We start from the raw sequence: 18,472 nt of genomic DNA on the forward strand, positions 1-18,472 counted from the left end.
ACGGGCTGTGTCGGTGCCTGAAGTCCATAATACAGTACGCTTGTCCTGTGAGGGGTCATCGGGCTGACACTCGTCGGACGCTGCTCATTCTGCCTCGTTCCTGGCGGCGCCGTGGGTGTGTCGTACTGTGAGGCCATGGGGCCGCTGCCGATTCTGACCGAAGTGCCGACCGACGTGGACATGTCCGCGCTGCAGGCGGACCTCGCGGACGACGGCGTCGCCGTGCTGAACCCCGCGCACGCCGGAACCGCGCCCCAACTGGCGCAGGTCGTGCGCGACGCGCGCGACAAGGGCATCGAGAACTTCAAGGTGGTCGTGCTGGCGCACGACTACAACCCCGACACGTCGCTACGCGACCTCGGCACGCAACTGGGCAGGGATCTCGCGGCGCAGGGCGAGGAGACGATGACGGTGCTCGTGATGTCGCCCAGCCAGGTGGCCGGGTACTCGACCCAGCTGACCCGCTTCCAGGTCGAGAAGGGTCAGGACGGCCACACGGGCCGGTTAGCCCTGAACGACCCGCCCAAGGCGACTCAGGACTTCGTCGACGTCGCACACGGGGCGACCTTCCCGTTCGCGGCGTTCACCGTCTTCCTCGTCCTCCTGGTCGCGGCACTCGCCGGTGTGGCGCGCGTCGTGACCCGCCGGCGCAGCCGCGAGGTGGACGCGGCCCGTCGGGCTGCGGGCCTGCGCGGATCGGCGGAGTCCGCCGACGAGAAGCCCGTCGAAGAGAATGGCGTCTCCGCCGTCTCGAACAGGGAATAACGCACATTCATTCGAAATTCCAGCTGTGTGATTTCGATTCGGTGTCCGATTTCGAATGCGTCGATCGTTTCGGTGTTCACGCAGGTCGCGGTCGGTTCTCATGCTACTCACAAGGGTGTAATTTGTGATTACTGTTTTCCATTGTTGTGGGAGTGCCGTACGGTACGTCTGAAGCCAATGTTGTGCGTGGGGCAGTCGCGTACTCATCCGGCGTGAACGCAGTCTTGAGTGAGGGAGACACCTTGAGGCGTACAGCACCCACCGCCACGAATCACGCTGCGCGGTCGTTGCTCGCGGTGGTGGCCACGGGCTCGTTGCTGGCCGGCACCGTAGCGACCGCCGGTCAGGCGCTCGCCGAGCCCGCGGGCGGTTCCTCGAACCCCGCGAACGTCGTCGCCGCCCTCGTCGACCGGCTGGCCCAGGCCGATCAGCGGATCGCCGACCTGCGGGGAGACGTCGCGGCCAAGCGCCAGTCCGTCAACCGCGCGGTCGTGGACCTGCAGTCCGCGCGCAACGCCGCGACCGCCGCCGCCGGCGCGGTCAAGGTCTCCGACACCGCAGTCACCCAGTCCAACGCCAAGATCAAGACGGCGCAGGACGCGTTCGACCAGGTCGTCCGCGCCGCCTACCAGCAGGGGAACAGCGCCGGAGCGCTGGTCAACACGCTCGGCGGCAACGACCCCGGCGACGCGATCGATCGCGCCACCGCGCTGCGCATCGTCGCCGACAAGCAGCGGGTCGCCCTCGGCGACCTGCAGGCGGCGAAGAAGCGCGCCGAGGCATCGCAGACCGCCGCCCGCGCGGCCAAGGTGCAGGCGGACGCGGCCGCTGCGGCCGCCGCCGACCGCAAGAAGCTCGCCGAGGATTCGATCACGACGACCGTCGCGGCCCTCACCACCCAGGAGCAGGAGCAGACCAGGCTGGTGGCGCAACGCGAGCTCGCGCAGAAGGCCCTCGACGACGCCAAGAAGGCGGAGGACCGCGCCGCGCAGCAGCGGATCTACGCCCAGTACGTGGTGGACGAGCAGCAGACCCAGCAGATCGCGGCACCCGCCGCGCCCGCCGCCGGGGCCGCCGCCGCCCCGACCGCGCAGGCCGCAGCTCCGGCCGCGCCCGCGACGGGCGGCACCGTCGACCAGGCGGACCCGTTGGCCGCGGCACGGACCTTCGCGCAGGGCATCGTCGGCCAGGCCTCCTCGCTGTTCACCAACCCGTTCGCCGCGGTGACCGGCCAGGCCAACCCGGCCCCGCAGCCCGCGGCGCCCGCCGGGCAGGCCGCGACGAGCACCTCCGGCATGTCCGGAGCGCAGATGATCGAGACCGTCATCCAGCGCGGCATGTCGGTCATCGGCGTGCAGTACGCCTGGGGCGGCGGCAACGCCTGGGGTGCGACGAAGGGCGTCCGCGACGGCGGCGTCGCCGACAGCTACGGCGACTTCAACCGCGTCGGCTTCGACTGCTCGGGCCTGATGGCGTACATGTACGCGGCCGTCGGCATCGCGCTGCCGAAGTACTCGGGCTACCAGTTCACCACCGGGAACAAGGTGCCGATCAGCCAGCTCAAGCGCGGTGACATGGTCTTCCGCGGTCCCGGCGGCACCCAGCACGTGGCCATGTACCTGGGCAACAACCAGATCCTCGAGGCGCCGCAGTCGGGTGGCGCGGTCCGGATCGCCCCGTTCGACTCGTCGACGTTCCTGTCGCAGGCCGTCCGCGTCATCAACAGCTGACCCGCGGGGATTCAGTACTCTCGGTGAGAGCGGGCCGGCAGGCCGGGGAAACGACGACGAAGGGGACTTCACGTGACGCACTCGCAGGGACCACAGATCGCCTCGAAAGACGAGGTGAAGCTGCTCGAGCGGGCGGTCTACGAGGTCAAGCGCGTGATCGTCGGCCAGGACCAACTGGTCGAACGGATCCTCGTGGGCATGCTCGCGAAGGGCCACGTGCTGCTCGAAGGCGTCCCGGGTGTCGCCAAGACCCTCGCGGTCGAGACGTTCGCCACCGTGGTCGGCGGCTCGTTCTCCCGCATCCAGTTCACGCCGGACCTGGTGCCTTCCGACCTCGTCGGCACGCGCATCTACCGGCAGGGCAAGGAGCAGTTCGACACCGAGATCGGCCCGGTCTCCGCGAACTTCCTGCTCGCCGACGAGATCAACCGCGCACCCGCCAAGGTGCAGTCGGCGCTACTGGAGGTCATGGCCGAGCGGAAGGTCTCCATCGGCGGCCAGACGTATCCGATGCCCGACCCCTTCCTGGTCCTCGCGACGCAGAACCCGATCGAGAACGAGGGCGTCTACCCGCTGCCCGAGGCGCAGCGCGACCGCTTCCTGTTCAAGGTCGTCGTCGGCTATCCCTCCATCGAGGAGGAGCGGGAGATCGTCTACCGGATGGGCACCGTGCCGCCCACCGCCTCGCAGGTGCTCGATCCGGCCACCGTCCAGCGGCTGCAGCGCGCCGCGAGCGAGGTGTTCGTCCACCACGCGCTCGTCGACTACGTGGTCCGGGTGATCGCGGCGACGCGCACGCCGCGCGAGTTCGGCCTCGACGACGTGGCGTCCTGGATCACCTACGGCGCGTCGCCCCGCGCGACCCTCGGCATCGTCGCAGCCGCCCGTGCGCTGGCCCTGCTCCGCGGCCGCGACTACGTGGTCCCGCAGGACGTGGTCGAGATCATCCCGGACGTGCTGCGGCACCGTCTGGTCATGAGTTACGACGCCCTCGCCGACGAGGTGACCCCCGACCAGGCCATCGGCCGCGTGCTGCAGACGGTTGCGCTGCCGCAGGTCGTCGGCCAGGCGGTCCCGCAGGCCCAGCAATCGCCCGCCCCGCAGGCTGCACAGTCGCCGGTCTCGCAGCAGTTCGCGCCCGCACAGCAGTCACAGGGCTGACGATGCCGCACGCCCCGCTCCCGAGCTTCGCCGGCGGCGCGGTCGACGAGGCCCGCATGCAGGCGTCGCTGAAGACGCTCGAACTGCTCGTGCGACGCCGGCTCGACGGCGTCCTCAAGGGCGACCATCAGGGCCTCCTCCCCGGTCCCGGATCCGAACCGGGGGAGTCGCGGCCGTACACGCCCGGCGACGACGTCCGACTCATGGACTGGTCCGTGACCGCCCGCACCACGCATCCCCACGTGCGGCAGATGATCGCCGACCGCGAGCTGCAGACGTGGATCGTCGTGGACCTCTCGGCCTCGATGGACTTCGGCTCCACCGGCGGCACGAAACGCGACCTGGCCGTCGCCGCGTCGGCTGCCGTGGTGCATCTGGTGAGCGGCTCCGCGAACCGCGTGGGCTGCCTCGTCACGAACGGTTCGCAGCTGGTCCGGGTGCAGCCGAAATCCGGCCGGGCCCAGCGGCAGAAGGTGCTCAAGGCCGTCGCCACCGCCCCCCGTGCCGTCGAGGGCACCCGCGGCGACCTCCGCGTCGCCCTCGATGCGTTGCGTCGGCCGGAACAGCCGCGCGGCCTGGTCGTGGTGATCAGCGACTTCCTCGGCGACGTGGACTACGTCCGTGAACTGCGCGGCCTCGCCGCGCGGCACGAAGTGCTCGCCGTCGAGGTCCTGGACCCGCGGGACGTGGAACTGCCCGCCGTCGGCGAGGTCGCGCTCCGCGACGCCGAGACCGGGGCCGTGCGGGAGCTCACCGTCACCCCGGATCTGCAGGAACGGTTCGCCGCCGCGGCGCAGGCGCACCGTCAGCACGTGGCCCGCACCCTGCGCGGCGTGGGCGCGCCCGTGCTCGAATTGCGCACCGACCGCGACTGGCTCGCCGACATAGTGCGGTTCGTCGCGGCCGGCGGCGCGGATTGGCTGGTGCTTCCTAGATGGGCGGATTGACCTCGCTCGCCGACCCGGTGTGGCTGCTCGGCGTTCTCGTCGTGCTCGCGATCGTCGCGGGTTACGTCTACAACGAGACGCGCCGCAGCAAGCGCACCCTGAAGTTCGCGAACATGCCGGTGCTGGATTCGGTGGCGCCGCCGGCCGCAACCGGTGGCGGCACGTGCCGATCGCGCTGCTCAGCATCGGGCTGATCCTGCTCATGGTCGCGCTCTCGGGGCCGCAGGCCATGCGGAAGGTCCGCGCAGCCGCGCGACAGTGGTGCTCGTCGTCGACGTCTCGTTGTCGATGCAGGCGACGGACGTGAGCCCGAACCGCCTCGACGCGGCGAAGGAGGCGGCCAAGAAGTTCGTCACCGAGCTGCCGCAGGGCATGAACCTCGGCATCGTCTCCTACGCCGGCACCGCGCAACTGCTCGTCTCGCCGACCCCGGATCGCGCGCTCGCGACGAACGCGATCGAGCACCTCGACCTGGCCCAGCGGACGGCCACCGGTGAGGGCATCTACGCCGCGATCCAGTCGATCAAGAACATCCGGGACGTGCTGGGTGGCAAGGACAACGCGCCGCCCGCGCGAATCATCCTGGAGTCCGACGGCAAGCAGACGGTGCCGACCGACCTCGACGATCCCCGGGGCGGCTTCACCGCCGCGCGCAAGGCCAAGGAGGAGGGGATCCCGATCTCGACGATCTCCTTCGGCACGCCGAACGGCAGCGTCAACATCCAGGGACAGAACATCCCGGTCCCGGTGGACGACGCCTCGCTGAAGCGGATCGCCGAACTCTCGGACGGCCAGTTCTTCTCCGCCTCGTCGCTGAGCGACCTCAATGAGGCCTACGGCACCCTGCGCGACGAGATCGGCTGGGAGATGCAGAAGGGCGACAACTCGCGGGTGTGGGTGCTGTGGGGCACAGCGCTGCTCGTGCTGGGCGCGGCGGGAGCGATCGCGTTCAACCGGCGCCTGCCCTGATAAGTTGGCTGCCATGTCGAACGCAGAATTCGTACCCCGTTCCGTTCTCGTCACGGGCGGCAACCGTGGCATCGGGCTGGCGATCGCGCAGCGCCTCGCCGCCGACGGCCACAAGGTGGCCGTGACGCACCGCGGTTCGGGCGCCCCCGAGGGCCTGTTCGGCGTGCAGTGCGACGTCACCGACAACGACTCGGTCGAGGCCGCGTTCAAGACTGTCGCCGAGCACCAGGGCCCGGTCGAGGTGGTCGTCGCCAACGCCGGCGTCACCGAGGACACCCTGCTCATGCGCATGAGCGTCGAGAGCTTCGAGAAGGTCATCAACGCCAACCTCACCGGCGCGTTCCGCGTGACCAAGGCCGCCACCCGCGACATGCTCAAGAACCGCTGGGGCCGCTTCATCTACCTCGGCTCCGTCGTCGGCCTCATGGGCACGCCCGGCCAGGCCAACTACGCCTCGTCGAAGGCCGGCGTCATCGGCCTCGCCCGCTCCGTCACCCGCGAGGTCGGCGCCCGCAACATCACCGCGAACGTGATCGCGCCCGGCCTCATCGACACCGATATGACGGCGGAGCTCCCCAAGGAGTACGTCGAGACCGCCGTCAAGCAGGCGATCCCGGCCAAGCGGATGGGCCAGCCCGAGGACGTGGCCGCCGTGGTCTCGTTCCTCGCCTCCGACGACTCGTCGTACGTCACCGGCAACGTCATCAACGTCGACGGCGGCCTCGGCATGGGCCACTAGGCCCGCGCATCCCGCGAGCGAACAGCACCGTCGAACCAGCCAAGCGCAACCCGAACATCTGAAGGAGGCACGTCCGTGACCGGACTGCTCGAAGGCAAGACCATCCTCATCACCGGCATCATCACCGATGCGTCCATCGCCTTCTCGGCCGCCAAGGTGGCCCAGGAGCAGGGCGCCAAGGTGATCATCACCGGCATCCCGGAGCGGCTGCGCCTGATCGACCGCATCGCCAAGCGCCTGCCGCAGGAGGTGCCGCCCGCGATCCCGCTCGACATCACCGACGAGGAGTACCTCGGCGGCCTCGCGGACAAGGTGCGCGAGCTCGCGCCCGAGGGCGTCGACGGCGTGCTGCACTCCATCGCCTTCGCGCCCCGCACCCTCATGGGCCCGGACGCGCTGCCCTTCCTCGAGGGGCCCGGCCCCGATGTGGCCAAGTCCTTCGAGATCTCCGCGTGGAGCTACGCCTCGCTGGCCCGAGCCGTGCTGCCCGTCATGAACGAGGGCGGCTCCATCGTGGGCATGGATTTCGATCCCCGCACCGCACTGCCCGACTACAACTGGATGGGCGTGCAGAAGGCGGCCCTCGAGTCGGTCAACCGGTACGTCGCCCGTGAGGTGGGGTACGCCAAGAAGATCCGCTCGAACCTGGTGGCCGCCGGCCCCATCAAGACCCTGGCCGCCAAGGCGATCTCGGGCACCGCGACCGACGACGCGAAGAAGCTCAACATGCTCAACACCTACTGGGACGGCGCTTCGCCCATCGGCTGGAACGTGGACGACCCCGAGGTCGTGGGCAAGAGCATCTGCGCGCTGCTCTCGGATTGGCTGCCCGGCACCACCGGCTCCATCGTCTACGTCGACGGCGGCGCCAGCCACAACACCTGGTTCCCCGAGGAAATGATCAACGCGCAGTCGTGACCCACGATGCGCTGCTCGTGCTCTCCTTCGGAGGGCCCGAGCATCCCGATCACGTGCGGCCGTTCCTGGAGAACGTCGTGCGCGGGCGCGGGGTACCACCGGAGCGGCTGGACGCCGTCGAACAGCACTACCTGCGGTTCGGCGGCGTCTCGCCGATCAACGCGCAGAACCGGACGCTGATCGCGCACATCGAGGCCGAGCTCTCCCGGCGGGGCCGGGAGCTGCCGGTGTACTTCGGGAACCGGAACTGGCACCCGATGGCCGAGGACACCGTCGCGCGGATGAAGGACGACGGCGTGCGCGACGCGCTGGTCTTCGCCACGTCGGCGTGGGGCGGCTTCTCCGGCTGCCGCCAGTACGACGAGGACATCGCCCGCGCGCTCGCCGCGGTGGGCGCCGGGGCGCCGCGGCTGACCAAGCTGCCGCAGTTCCACGACCACGAGCTGTTCCTGGACTGCTTCGCCGACGCGGCTGCCGCCGCGTTGGCCTCGGTGCCGGCCGGGTCCCGATTGGTGTTCACGGCACACTCGATCCCGGAGGCGGCGGATGTCAACGCCGGGCCGCCCGGGACGTCGAACCTGTATTCGCGCCAGGTCCGCGACGCGGCCGCGAACGTCGCCGCGCGCCTCGGCCTCGACCACGACGTGGTCTGGCAGTCGCGTTCCGGCCCGCCGCAGGTGCCGTGGCTGGAGCCGGACGTCTGCGATCACATCCGGGCGCTATGGGATGAGCGGGTGCCCGGCGTCGCGGTCGTGCCCATCGGCTTCGTCTCCGACCACCTCGAGGTGATCTGGGACCTGGACACCGAGGCGAAGGACCTGGCAGACGAGTTGGGCATGCCCTTCGCCCGCGCCGCCACGCCCGGCCTCGACCCGCGGTTCGCCGCGATGGTGGCTGACCTCGTCGACGATGCGGACGCGGGTAGGTCGAGTGGTCTCGGCGTCAGCGTCGACGGTGCCGCGTGCGTCGAGGGATGCTGCCCCGCAGTGCGGCGGCCCGTTCGCGCCTGACTTCACGATGTCGGGTTCCGCGGCGCCAGACCAGACGTGTAGTACGTCCGGCGCCGCAGAACCCGAATTCGTGAGCCGAGTCAGGCCCTGAGCTCGTCGCGGCAGACGGCGTTGACGGCGGCTACTCGGGCGGCGCGGACGGTGCGCCACAGGTCGCGGTAGGCGGCGTCGCCGCCTTGCGCAGAGGCGAGGGTGAGCCCGGCGTACGGAGCCTGTGAGCCCGCGACCAGCAGGATGGCCTCCACCATGCCGGCGCTGTCGAGCACGCGGTGCGCCCGCTCCGACGCGCCCAGCGGAAGCCGGTGCGCGCCGAGGTAGCGGGTCAGCTCCACCACCAGCCGGCGCGGGTCTTCGCTCGCGTCCGGCGCCGGGGCAGGCCCGCCAGCGCCGACGGTGCCGCCTTCACCGCGCCGCGCAGCTCCTGTTCGGCGGCGCCCAGCGGCAGCGGATCGGGGTCGACGAGCGCCGGTTCGTGCAGGAACGCCTGCCAGCGCATCACGTCGCCGGCCTCGGGCGTGGGGACGAGCGCGATTGAGGAGTGCTCCCCGTCGAACACCACGGCCTCGCCGCGCGCCATCGCGGCGTCCTCGAGATCCGTGCCGGCCGGCAACCCCGCGCGTCGCCGGGCGCCGGCAGCAGCAGCCGGACGGTGTGCGGCTCCAGCGTCCGGATCTCGGCCAGCAGGTCGGGGAGGTCGCCGTCGACGACGGACTGCACCGGCGCCCACTCGCCGAGCGCGACCAGCAGCTCGTCAGTACCGGCCGAGCCCGCGAGCCACGCCGCCGACCACATCGCGAAGCCTTGGGCGGGCCCCGCGGTGGCACGACGAGCAAGGGTGGCGACGGGGAGCTCATGGTGATCCAGCGTAGTCGTCGTACGGTATCCACCACATTTCTGAAACATGTTCTAGCAATGGTGCTGCGGATCTACCCTGACCAGCATGACCGAATCGGACACCTTCGCCGAGCAGGCCCGCCCGGCCTCGTCGCAGCTGGCACCGGAGCAGGTGCGCGACCGGCTGCAGGACTGGCTCGCCGCCCGCGCCCCGGGCGCCGAGCTGACGGACCTGCAGCATCCCGAGGGCAACGGGATGTCCAGCGAGACGCTGCTCGCCGAGGCGCGGATCGACGACGAGCCGCGCCGGCTCGTGATCCGGGTGGCGCCGCGGCCGGAGTCGGATCCGGTGTTCCCGGCCTACGACCTCCCCGCGCAGTTCGCCGTCATGCGCCACGCGGCCGCGCACGGCGTGCCCGCGCCGTCCTGTCCCTGGGTGGAGCCGGATGCCGGCGTGCTCGGCGCGCCGTTCCTGGTGATGGACCGCGTGGACGGCGACGTCCCGCCCGACCTGATGCCCTACACGTTCGGCGCCGGCGCCCCGAGTCCACCGACGCCGACCTGCGGGCGGTGACCGACGCGTCCGTCGACGTGCTGACCGTGATCCACGCCGTGCCCGTGCCGGACGACCTGCCGGTGCCGCGGCCCGAAGCGGGGGAGACGGCGCTGGCCGCGCACCTGCGGCGCCTCCGCGAGTTCTACGACTGGGCCGCGCGCGGCACCGTCGGGCTCCCGTGCTGGACCGGGCGCTCGACTGGGCCGAAGCTCACCTGCCCCCGCACGCCGACCAGGTGCTGAGCTGGGGCGACGCCCGCATCGGGAACCTCATGTACGCCGGGAACACTCCCGTGGCCGTGCTCGACTGGGAGATGGCGACCGTGGGGCCCGCTGAGCTGGACCTCGGTTGGTTCGTCTACTTGCATCGGTTCTTCCAGGACCTGGCCGAGCTCGCGGGGCTGCCCGGGCTCCCGGGCTTTCTGCGCCGCCAGGACGTCGAGCGACGGTACACAGAACGGACGGGGCACGTCCCGCGCGAGATGGACTTCTACACCGCGTACGCGGCGATCGTGCACGGCGTCATCATGTACCGGATCGCTACCCGCGCCGTCGATTTCGGCGCGTCCGTGGCGCCCGAGAACGCCGACGACATGATCCTGCACCGCGCGAGCATCGAGAAGATGCTCGACGGCACTTATTGGGACGACGTCGCATGACGCCGTGTTCCGGCGGCTCGCCGCTGTCGCCGTTCGACGACTACCCGATCCATCAGGTCGCGGAGGTGATCCGCCACCCCGCGACCTCGGACCGCAACTTCTACGACCGCTACTACTTCAACGCGCACCACGGCACCGCCGCCGAGCCGTTCCTGGTGCTCGGCCTCGGTGTGTATCCCAACCTGGGCGTCGTCGACTGCTTCGCCGTCGCGCGGCACGGGGACGATCAGATCGTGTTCCGGGCGTCGAAGGCGCTCGGCGCGGACCGCGCGGATCTGCATGTGGGACCGCTGCGGATCGAGGTCCTGGAGGGGCTGCGACGCCTGCGAGTGGTCCTCGAGCCGGGACCGGAGTACGACCTCGCCTTCGACCTCACGTTCACCGGCGCCGGTCCCGCGCATCTCGAGCCCCGTCACTTCCACCGTCAGCTCGAGCGGGTCACGTTCGACACGCAGCGGTTCGTGCAGGTCGGGGACTTCTCGGGCACGGTCACCGTCGACGGTGAGACGTTCGACGCGGACACGTGGCGCGGCAACCGCGACCGGTCGTGGGGCGTGCGTCCCGTCGGCGAGGCCGAACCGCCCGGCCGACGCGTGACGGAGGCCGGCAACTTCTTCTGGATCTACTCGGTGCTGCGGCTGCCCGAGGCCACGATCTGCGTGGTCCTGCAGGAGGACGTCCGCGGTCGTCCCGTCGTCGAGGACGCCACCTGGATCCCGCACGACGGTGGCGAGCCGCGTTGGCTGGGGCACGTCGCGCACGACATCGACTTCGTGCCGGGGACCCGTCAGGCGTCCGGTGCGAGCCTCACCTTCGCCGGGTCCGACGGTGCCGCCACCCGCGTCGACGTGCGGATCCTCACCGCCAACCACTTCGGTTTCGGCACGGGCTACGGACTCGACCAGGACTGGCGGCACGGCATGTGGCAGGGTGCGGAGAAGGTCGAGGGCCGCCGCTACCGCGTGTCGGAACTGGACGTGAACCTCACCATGCTCGTACCCGTCGAGTATCTCGCGACGTGCACCGTGACCAGCCCCGACGGCGCGGTCACCGAGGGCGAGGGCCTGTTCGAGTTCGGCGCCATCGGCCCGCACGAGCGGTACGGCTTCGCGCACTACGTCGATCCCGCACCGTAGACTCAGCCGCCGTGGCGAACAGCTATGGAGACATCTACGCCGGGCACGCGACCAAGCGGGCACGTGTCGTCCCCGAGGTCGCGGCCGAGCGCGATCTGGTGGTCGAGGACGCGGCGACCGGCTACTGCGGCGCGGTGGTCGGCTTCGACAAGAGCTACGACGGCGACTTCGTCAAGCTCGAGGACGGCCGCGGTCGGGTGCGCGTGTTCGCGATGCGCAAGGCAGCGTTCCTCATCGACGGGAAGCCCGTCACCCTGATCAAGCCCCGGGCGAAGGCCCCGTCGGGCCCGGCCCGCAGCGCGTCGGGCTCGACGCGCGTGGAGGGCGTGAAGGCGCGTGTCGCGCTGCCGAGCCGGATCTGGGTGGAGGGCATCCACGACGCGGCCATCGTCGAGCGAGTGTGGGGCCACGACCTGCGGGTCGAGGGCGTCGTCGTCGAGCAGTTGGAGGGACTCGACCACCTGGGGCGCGCCTCGCGGAGTTCCAGCCGGGTCCGGGACGCAAGGTCGGCGTGCTCGCCGACCACCTGGTGGACGGCTCGAAGGAGTCGCGGATGACGCAGTCGCTCGGCAAGTACGTCATGGTCACCGGCCACCCGTTCATCGACATCTGGGCCGCCGTGAAGCCCGCGTCCGTGGGCATCGCCGCCTGGCCCGACGTGCCGCGCGGCGAAGACTGGAAGACCGGCACCTGCGCGCGCCTCGGCTGGGGTACCCCGCAGGACGGCTGGCGCCGCGTGCAGGGCGCCGTGACCTCGTTCCGGGACCTCGACGCCTCGCTCATCGGCGCCGTCGAGCGGCTCGTGGACTTCGTCACCGAACCCGATTCCTGACCCCGGACCTCGCGGTCGCAGTTGTAGAATCCGCAGGTGGCATCGACCCCGACGACGAAACCCGACACCCGGCAGCAGATCCTGCGCGCGGCGCTCGACTGGGTCGACGAGGCCGGCCTGACCCGCATCTCGATGGGCGCGCTCGCCAAGCGGGCCCGCCTCGCGCGGGCCACGCTCTACCAGCACTTCACCGGCAAGGACGCGCTGGTCGAAGCACTCGTCGCCAGCGAACTGGACAAGTTCTACCGCCGGGTTCACGACTTCGCCGACGAGATCACCGACAACGACGAGCGACTCGCCTCCGGATTCGGCTACGCCTACGCCTACCTGCGCGAACACCGAGCGCTGCAACACGTGCTCGCGTCGAATCCCGCGTTGCTCCTGCCGTACATCACGGGCGATTCGCCACAGATCCAGCAGGGCCGGCGCTTCTTCCTCGGGGAGATCCGGCGCGGCGAGTACCGCGACGGCGCCGACGTCCACGCCTTCGCCGACTATTTCGTGCGCCAGTTGCACTCGCTGTTGCTGACGCCGCTGCCGGCCGTCGAGGGCGTCGTCGACGGGCCCGACCACCGGGGCCCGAGCTCGGCTCACCTCGAGGCGGGCCGACGGTACGCCGAGGCCTTCGTTCTTCCGGTGCGCGCGACCATCGCTCCCTGACACGCACTTCAACTGGGGAGATAGACAGTTCATTGCGAACTGTCCGGCAATGGTGTTACGTTCGCCACATGACCGATACGACTCTGCCCGAACGCACTCGGGGCTCTGCCATCGATCGCTCTCGCGACAGTGTGGCCGACCGCCTTCTCGGCGGTTCTGTGAAGCGCTCGTACGCGCCCGTCGTCGACATCGACTGGGACGCTCCGATCGACCCGGACAAGTTCTTCCTGCCGCCGCACATGTGCACCCTGTACGGCACCGACATCTGGAACGGGCTGACGCGAGAGCAGCAGATCGAGCTGTCCAAGCAGGAGATGGTGAACCTGCTGTCGATGGGCATCTGGTTCGAGAACCTGCTCAACCGCCTGCTGCTGCGCGAGCTGCTGGCCAAGGATCCCACCTCCCGCGATTCCTTCTACTCGCTCACCGAGATGGGCGACGAGTGTCGCCACATGGTGATGTTCGGCAAGGTGATCGACCGCATCGGCGCCCGCCCCTTCCGCCTGCGGGGCTGGCAGCTCGCGGTGGTGAAATTCGTTCTGGCGCCCGTGATCCGCGGCCAGGCCGTGTGGATCGCCGCGCTGGTGGGCGAGGAGATCTTCGACGCGCAGCAGCGGCAGATCAAGGATGATCCGGAGCTGCAGCCCATCGTCGCGCGGCTCATGCAGATCCACGTCACCGAGGAGGCCCGGCACATCGGGTACGCCCGGGACGGCGCGCGCCGCGGGCAGGCGTCCCGGAGTCGCACCCAGACCTTCCTCGTGGGGAACCTGCATGCCGGCGCGGCCTTCGGCTTCCGCATGCTGTTCGCGAACCCGCGCATGTACGCCCGCGTCGGCCTGGACGCCAGGGCCGCGTACCGCGCCGCGATCACCAACCCGCACCACCTCAAGGCGAAGCAGGACGGCTTCCGCGACCTGGGCCGGTTCCTCGAGTCGGTCGGGCTCATGGGGTCGTTCGCCCGGTGGTCCTGGAAGAAGGCAGGGTTCCTGGCGTGACGGGCTCGGACGCGCTCCGCATCGCCGTCATCGGCGCCGCCGTCCCCGGGGTCGATGGGCGGGTGTTGGCACCGTCGGACGTGCAGGGCCTGCGGTTCCGTCCCGACCGGGACGCATGGACCGTTGCCGGACCCGAGGGCGAGACGGATTACGACCTGATCGTCCTGCCGGGTACCACTGCGCTGGTGGACCTGCCGGTGCTCGACCCGAGGGTCGAGCCGCCGGTCACCGTCGGGCCGGTGGAGGCTCAGGACGGCTACCTCGGCATGCTGGTCGACGGTGTGCCGAACCTGGTGGTTCTCGACGGTTCCCCGCTGCAGCAGAAGACCCTGGCCGCGTGGCTGGAGTGGATGTACACCGAGGCCGCGACGCGCCTGATGTCGAGGCCGCCCGTGACGGCCCGGTGGATCGCGAAGGGACGTAAGCCGCCCCGCCGGCCGGACCGTGACGCGATCGATCTGTCCAACGATCACGTCCGCGACGAGGGTGTGTACGCCGGCGACGCCGTGCTGCGCTCCGGCGAGTTCGAGGCGCGGTCCCGGGTCCGGCTGTCCGGGCACCTGGAGCCGCTCGATGGCAACTACCACTGGTACGGCACCGTCGACGATCTGGACGTGGGGGCGGCGCTGAAGAAGATGCCGCGCGGCAGCGTGACGGTCTCGGTCGGCGGGGGAGCGGGCTCGCCCGCGCTCGTCACCGACAAGACCGTCTGGGGCACCTATCGACTCGTCGGCGTCGGCGCACCGCCGTTCCCGCTCTGAGTCAGTCCGTCTGAGTTGGCCCGGACACCAGGCGCCGGATCTCCGCGACGATCATCTCCGGGTCGGTCAGCGGGACGTCGTGGCCGGAGTTCTCGGCGATCACGTGGCGACCGTGGGGGGACGCGGTGGCTCGAGTGCGGTGTGACGCGGTGGCGGCCGCGCGCATTGATTCGCTCATGCCGCCGCCGGGCAGCGCCCCGGAGATCACGGTGACGGGGATGTCGCCGAGTTCGGGCGCGGCCTCGCGCCAGGTCTTGAGCTCCGCGAGGAAGGTCTTCGCCTGGCGGGCTTGGGTTTCGATCACGCCCGGCGTGAACGCCTCGCGGTGCGCGTCGTCCCGGACGTCGGCGGGGGCGTTCGCGAACTGCGCCGCGAACACCCGCTCGAGCAACCCGAGTCGCGCGAGAACCCTTCCCGCCGTGATCATCCCGATCTCCAAGGCGCGGAAGCCGCGGCCGAACAGCACGTCGGCGGCCTCGTCCGTGGCGTCCACCAGTACGAGGCCCGCGATCCGCTGTGGGCGCCGCGACGCGGCCAGGCGGACGATCGGGCCGCCCGCGCTGTGGCCCACCAGGATGTAGCGGTCGGCGCCCAGGCCGTCGAGGAGGTCGTTCAGGTCGTCGGCCATGTGATCGAGTGTGCGGGACACCGGATCCGGGGCGCTGCGGCCAAGTCCCGACCGGTCGTACGCGACCGCGGTCGCGAATCCTGCGACCGCCGGCTGGACCGCGGCCCACGACAGCCGGCTCGCCGCCGCGCCGGCCTCGAAGACGACCGTCGGAGCGTCCGGCGGACCGTCCAGCACCGCGGTGTGCAGTCGCCTTCCGTCCGGCGTCTCGACGTACCTGCTCTCGCCCTGCGTGTGCATCGAACCCCGTTCGTCGTGACTTAGGCCGACCTTACACGGCGGGTCCTCGCCGGGCGTGTCCGATTCTGGCAGGATCGGGGTATGGCAGCGGCGCTGTGGGTGATCGGGGCGATCGTGCTGACCGTGGCGGAGGTCGCGGCCGGCGAGTTCACGCTGCTGATGCTGGGCGGCGGCGCGCTCGTGACCGCCGGGGCCACCGGACTTTTCGGTCTCCCGCTCTGGGGGCAGGGCGTCGTGTTCTCGGTGTCCTCGGTGCTCCTGCTGCTGCTCGCGCGGCCGCCGCTGCGACGGTACGTGGAGAGCAGGCGGGGCGAGGCACCGTCGTACCTGGAAACGCTCCCCGGCAGCACGGCCGTGGTCACCGGCGAGATCACCGCCGGCGGCGGACGGATCCGGCTCGGGGGCGAGGAGTGGACGGCCCGCACCCCGTACGACGGTGCCCCCATCCCGGTGGGTACCCAGGTCACGGTCGTCGAGATCGACGGTGCCGTGGCCGTGGTCGTGGACGACGTGACGAACTGAGAAACGTACAGCGAAGGGAGATCTGATGGACGGCATCGGAATCGGATTGGTGGTACTGCTGGTCCTGATCCTCGCGGCGGTGGTCGTGCTGGTGAAGGCGCTGGTACTGGTGCCCCAGGCGCAGGCCGCGGTGATCGAGCGGCTGGGCCGGTACACGCGCACCGTCTCCGGTCAGCTCGCCCTGCTGATCCCCTTCATCGACACCGTGCGCGCCCGGGTGGACCTGCGCGAGCAGGTCGTCTCGTTCCCGCCGCAGCCGGTGATCACGGAGGACAACCTCACGGTGAACATCGACACGGTGGTCTACTTCCAGGTGACGCGCCCCGAGGCAGCGGTCTACGAGATCAACAACTACGTGGTGGGCGTGGAGCAGATCACCACCACCACGCTGCGCAACGTGGTCGGCGGCATGACACTGGAGGAGACGCTCACCTCCCGCGAGATCATCAACGGCCAGCTCCGAGGGGTGCTCGACGAGGCCACCTCGCGGTGGGGCCTGCGCGTCGCGCGGGTCGAGCTCAAGTCCATCTTCCCGCCCCCGTCGATCCAGGAATCGATGGAGAAGCAGATGAAGGCGGACCGCGAGAAGCGCGCCACGATTCTTGCGGCGGAGGGGCACCGTGAGGCGGCCATCAAGTCCGCCGAGGGCGACAAGGCGAGCCGGATCCTGCTTGCGGAGGGCGAACGGCAGGCCGCGATCCTCGCCGCCGAGGCCGACCGGCAGTCCGAGATCCTGCGCGCCGAGGGCGCCGCGCCGCGTCGTACCTGGAGGCGCAGGGCGAGGCGAAGGCCATCGAGACCACGTTCGCGGCGATCAAGTCGGGCCGGCCCACGCCGGAACTGCTCGCCTACCAGTACCTGCAGACCCTGCCCGAGATGGCGCAGGGCGACGCGAACAAGGTGTGGGTGGTGCCCAGCGACTTCAACGCCGCACTGCAGGGCTTCATGCGCAACCTCGGGACGCAGGGATCCGACGGGGTTTTCCGGTTCGAGCCGAGCGAGGAGGGACAGGCAGCGGCGCCCGACATCGACACCGACGGCTGGTTCACCAACCCGGAGCCGGTGGCTCCGGTCGTCGTCACCGAAGACGAGGTGCCCGACGCGCCCACTCGACGCGCAGCCCGGCCGGATGCCGACGCGCCGCAGAACACGCCCCCGCAGAATCCGCCGGCGGGTGCCGCCCCCGCGGCGGACGCGACGGCCCAGCTCCCGATGGCGAAGCCGGCACCGTCGCCCTACCAGGTGCAGCAGCCCGGCTTCGCGCCGCAGCACGAGGCCTGACCGCTACCTACCGACGCCGACGGCGACCCCGGCGCAGGCGGCCGCCCACAGCACGGAGACGAACGTGCCGATGATGAACTGCTCCGCCGCGCCGGGGTGCCGCAGCTCCGGGTAGCGAGCGAGCCCCTTCGCGGCCACGATCACCGCGAGGCCCGCGGAGAAGTTCGCCAGCACGCAGACCGCGATCGCGGCGCGCTCGAGGACCCCGATCGCGAGGCCGCCGCGGAGCGGGGACGGTGGGAGCTGGGCGCCGTCGTCGTCCACGGGCGGGGGATCGTCCTGGCCCGTGGCACCTGCCAGGGCGAACGTCGCGGTGACGAGCGCGCTGCCGCCCGCCATCGCCGCGACGACCGCCGCGACGCGCACCATGCCGAGCTCCAGGCCCTGCGCGGCGGGCGCGGCGAGCGCGACCAGTGCCGCGGCGCCCAGCAGCGCGGCGGGGACGGCGGACCATCCGGGGCTGCACCGCGCCGCGATGATCCCGGTGAGCGCGGCCGCGCCGAGCAGCACCACGACGACGGCGATCATCGCTCCGCCCCCGCCGCGGCGTCCGCCTCGCGCAGCAGATCCTCCGCCAGCCGCCGGCCGGCCGGTTCCACCGACCAGCCGGCCGCCGCCGCGCGCTGCGACGCGGCCTGCCGCGACACCCCGAGTACCTCCGCCGCCGCCGTGATCGTCGATCCCGCGTTGAGCAACGCCGCCACCTCCTGACCCTCCCGACTCCTGCGGGTCACGATATGCCCGAGCACCGACAGGATCGCCTCGGCGCGCGCCGCCGCCGCCTCGTCGGCTCCGCGGACCTGGACGGGTACCGGGGTGTTCTTCGCGGCCTCGACCGCCGTGCGCGCTGCCTCGAACGCCCGGCCGCGGCCCGCGCGGGTCTCCTGCGGCAGGGGCAGTTCGACGGTGCCGACGCCGATTCCCACGCTCCAGTGGCCGTCGGCGAGGAGGGCGAGGGCGGCGCCCACCGCGACGGCCGCGTCGTCGGTGACGGCCTGCAGCTCGTCGCCTGCAGTGCGTTCCGGGGCGCGGAGCCGGTGGAATCCACCGCTGAGCAGGCGGCGTGCGGACTCGACGCGATCGTCGTCGTGACGACTACCTTGCTGGTCGACGGTGATCACTATCAT

Annotated in this window: 17 protein-coding genes and 4 pseudogenes; 16 read left to right on the forward strand and 5 right to left on the reverse strand. The window is 70.9% G+C overall.

Annotated elements, in window-relative coordinates:
* The first annotated feature begins 135 nt into the window (after positions 1-135).
* From MTP03_RS10880 to MTP03_RS10915, 8 genes and pseudogenes are all read left to right on the forward strand, one after another.
* Positions 136-765, forward strand: coding sequence for a DUF6676 family protein (locus MTP03_RS10880; protein ID WP_248491911.1), 630 nt, complete (start codon positions 136-138; stop codon positions 763-765).
* A 242-nt stretch (positions 766-1,007) separates the two neighbouring features.
* On the forward strand, positions 1,008-2,495 hold the full coding sequence (locus MTP03_RS10885; RefSeq protein WP_248491912.1) for a C40 family peptidase: 1,488 nt from the start codon (positions 1,008-1,010) through the stop codon (positions 2,493-2,495).
* 72 nt (positions 2,496-2,567) lie between these two features.
* A complete protein-coding gene (locus MTP03_RS10890) occupies positions 2,568-3,656 on the forward strand; it encodes a MoxR family ATPase (RefSeq protein ID WP_248491913.1) in 1,089 nt (362 codons plus the stop codon).
* 2 nt (positions 3,657-3,658) lie between these two features.
* Positions 3,659-4,603, forward strand: a complete 945-nt coding sequence (locus tag MTP03_RS10895; protein WP_248491914.1) for a DUF58 domain-containing protein — start codon at positions 3,659-3,661, stop codon at positions 4,601-4,603.
* Positions 4,591-5,572 (forward strand): annotated as a pseudogene (locus MTP03_RS10900) (VWA domain-containing protein). The gene MTP03_RS10895 and the pseudogene MTP03_RS10900 overlap by 13 nt, the downstream one beginning before the upstream one ends.
* A 13-nt stretch (positions 5,573-5,585) precedes the next feature.
* Entirely contained in the window at positions 5,586-6,311 is a 726-nt protein-coding gene (gene fabG1, locus MTP03_RS10905) for a 3-oxoacyl-ACP reductase FabG1 (RefSeq protein ID WP_248491915.1), read from the forward strand.
* A 75-nt stretch (positions 6,312-6,386) separates the two neighbouring features.
* Entirely contained in the window at positions 6,387-7,229 is an 843-nt protein-coding gene (inhA, locus tag MTP03_RS10910; protein WP_248491916.1) for an NADH-dependent enoyl-ACP reductase InhA, read from the forward strand.
* Positions 7,226-8,239 carry a ferrochelatase gene (locus MTP03_RS10915; protein ID WP_248491917.1) on the forward strand — a complete coding sequence of 338 codons (1,014 nt, stop codon included), beginning with the start codon at positions 7,226-7,228 and terminating at the stop codon, positions 8,237-8,239. Before inhA ends, MTP03_RS10915 begins: the two co-directional genes overlap by 4 nt.
* Before the next feature lie 80 nt (positions 8,240-8,319).
* On the opposite strand, the gene MTP03_RS10920 is transcribed toward MTP03_RS10915, so the two are convergent.
* Positions 8,320-8,574, reverse strand: a complete 255-nt coding sequence (locus tag MTP03_RS10920; RefSeq protein ID WP_248491918.1) for a hypothetical protein — start codon at positions 8,572-8,574, stop codon at positions 8,320-8,322.
* Entirely contained in the window at positions 8,562-8,816 is a 255-nt protein-coding gene (locus MTP03_RS10925) for a hypothetical protein (RefSeq protein ID WP_248491919.1), read from the reverse strand. Before MTP03_RS10925 ends, MTP03_RS10920 begins: the two co-directional genes overlap by 13 nt.
* Positions 8,817-9,179: 363 nt before the next feature.
* Here MTP03_RS10925 and MTP03_RS10930 point away from each other — a divergent pair.
* From MTP03_RS10930 to MTP03_RS10955, 6 genes and pseudogenes are all read left to right on the forward strand, one after another.
* Positions 9,180-10,287, forward strand: a pseudogene (locus MTP03_RS10930) (phosphotransferase family protein).
* A complete protein-coding gene (locus tag MTP03_RS10935) occupies positions 10,284-11,423 on the forward strand; it encodes a hypothetical protein (protein WP_248491920.1) in 1,140 nt (379 codons plus the stop codon). Before MTP03_RS10930 ends, MTP03_RS10935 begins: the two are co-directional and overlap by 4 nt.
* Before the next feature lie 11 nt (positions 11,424-11,434).
* Positions 11,435-12,255 (forward strand): annotated as a pseudogene (locus tag MTP03_RS10940) (DUF3097 domain-containing protein).
* 36 nt (positions 12,256-12,291) lie between these two features.
* Positions 12,292-12,915: a TetR/AcrR family transcriptional regulator gene (locus tag MTP03_RS10945; RefSeq protein WP_248491921.1), complete on the forward strand. Its 624-nt coding sequence runs from the start codon at positions 12,292-12,294 to the stop codon at positions 12,913-12,915.
* A gap of 68 nt (positions 12,916-12,983) precedes the next feature.
* The gene (locus MTP03_RS10950) at positions 12,984-13,913 is read left to right on the forward strand and encodes a diiron oxygenase (RefSeq protein WP_248491922.1); all 930 of its coding nucleotides are present in this window, start codon (positions 12,984-12,986) and stop codon (positions 13,911-13,913) included.
* Positions 13,910-14,674, forward strand: coding sequence for a DUF4873 domain-containing protein (locus tag MTP03_RS10955; protein ID WP_248491923.1), 765 nt, complete (start codon positions 13,910-13,912; stop codon positions 14,672-14,674). The genes MTP03_RS10950 and MTP03_RS10955 overlap by 4 nt, the downstream gene beginning before the upstream one ends.
* 1 nt (position 14,675) lies before the next feature.
* Here MTP03_RS10955 and MTP03_RS10960 read toward each other — a convergent pair whose 3' ends face one another.
* Positions 14,676-15,542 carry an alpha/beta fold hydrolase gene (locus MTP03_RS10960; RefSeq protein ID WP_248491924.1) on the reverse strand — a complete coding sequence of 289 codons (867 nt, stop codon included), beginning with the start codon at positions 15,540-15,542 and terminating at the stop codon, positions 14,676-14,678.
* An 81-nt stretch (positions 15,543-15,623) separates the two neighbouring features.
* Here MTP03_RS10960 and MTP03_RS10965 point away from each other — a divergent pair, with 81 nt between their 5' ends.
* Both MTP03_RS10965 and MTP03_RS10970 read left to right on the forward strand, forming a co-directional pair.
* Positions 15,624-16,064 (forward strand): NfeD family protein, encoded by a 441-nt coding sequence (locus MTP03_RS10965; RefSeq protein ID WP_248491925.1) that lies wholly within the window; start codon positions 15,624-15,626, stop codon positions 16,062-16,064.
* Between the two features lie 25 nt (positions 16,065-16,089).
* Positions 16,090-17,345: pseudogene (locus MTP03_RS10970) on the forward strand (SPFH domain-containing protein).
* Between the two features lie 3 nt (positions 17,346-17,348).
* Here the strand turns inward: MTP03_RS10970 and MTP03_RS10975 are convergent.
* The gene (locus MTP03_RS10975; protein ID WP_248491926.1) at positions 17,349-17,873 is read right to left on the reverse strand and encodes a hypothetical protein; all 525 of its coding nucleotides are present in this window, start codon (positions 17,871-17,873) and stop codon (positions 17,349-17,351) included.
* Complete coding sequence (locus MTP03_RS10980) at positions 17,870-18,472, reverse strand: hypothetical protein (RefSeq protein WP_248491927.1); 603 nt, start codon at positions 18,470-18,472, stop codon at positions 17,870-17,872. The genes MTP03_RS10975 and MTP03_RS10980 overlap by 4 nt, the downstream gene beginning before the upstream one ends.

The sequence above is a fragment of the Tsukamurella sp. PLM1 genome (assembly GCF_023168325.1).
Lineage (GTDB): Bacteria > Actinomycetota > Actinomycetes > Mycobacteriales > Mycobacteriaceae > Tsukamurella.

Bases quoted from the DNA above. Each gene is read 5' to 3' on its own strand.
- MTP03_RS10880 (WP_248491911.1), top strand. From the start codon at position 136: ATGGGGCCGCTGCCGATTCTGACCGAAGTGCCGACCGACGTGGACATG.
- MTP03_RS10895 (WP_248491914.1), top strand. From the start codon at position 3,659: ATGCCGCACGCCCCGCTCCCGAGCTTCGCCGGCGGCGCGGTCGACGAG.
- fabG1 (WP_248491915.1), top strand. From the start codon at position 5,586: ATGTCGAACGCAGAATTCGTACCCCGTTCCGTTCTCGTCACGGGCGGC.
- MTP03_RS10925 (WP_248491919.1), bottom strand. From the start codon at position 8,816: ATGGCGCGCGGCGAGGCCGTGGTGTTCGACGGGGAGCACTCCTCAATC.
- MTP03_RS10935 (WP_248491920.1), top strand. From the start codon at position 10,284: ATGACGCCGTGTTCCGGCGGCTCGCCGCTGTCGCCGTTCGACGACTAC.
- MTP03_RS10950 (WP_248491922.1), top strand. From the start codon at position 12,984: ATGACCGATACGACTCTGCCCGAACGCACTCGGGGCTCTGCCATCGAT.
- MTP03_RS10960 (WP_248491924.1), bottom strand. From the start codon at position 15,542: ATGCACACGCAGGGCGAGAGCAGGTACGTCGAGACGCCGGACGGAAGG.
- MTP03_RS10965 (WP_248491925.1), top strand. From the start codon at position 15,624: ATGGCAGCGGCGCTGTGGGTGATCGGGGCGATCGTGCTGACCGTGGCG.
- MTP03_RS10975 (WP_248491926.1), bottom strand. From the start codon at position 17,873: ATGATCGCCGTCGTCGTGGTGCTGCTCGGCGCGGCCGCGCTCACCGGG.
- MTP03_RS10980 (WP_248491927.1), bottom strand. From the start codon at position 18,472: ATGATAGTGATCACCGTCGACCAGCAAGGTAGTCGTCACGACGACGAT.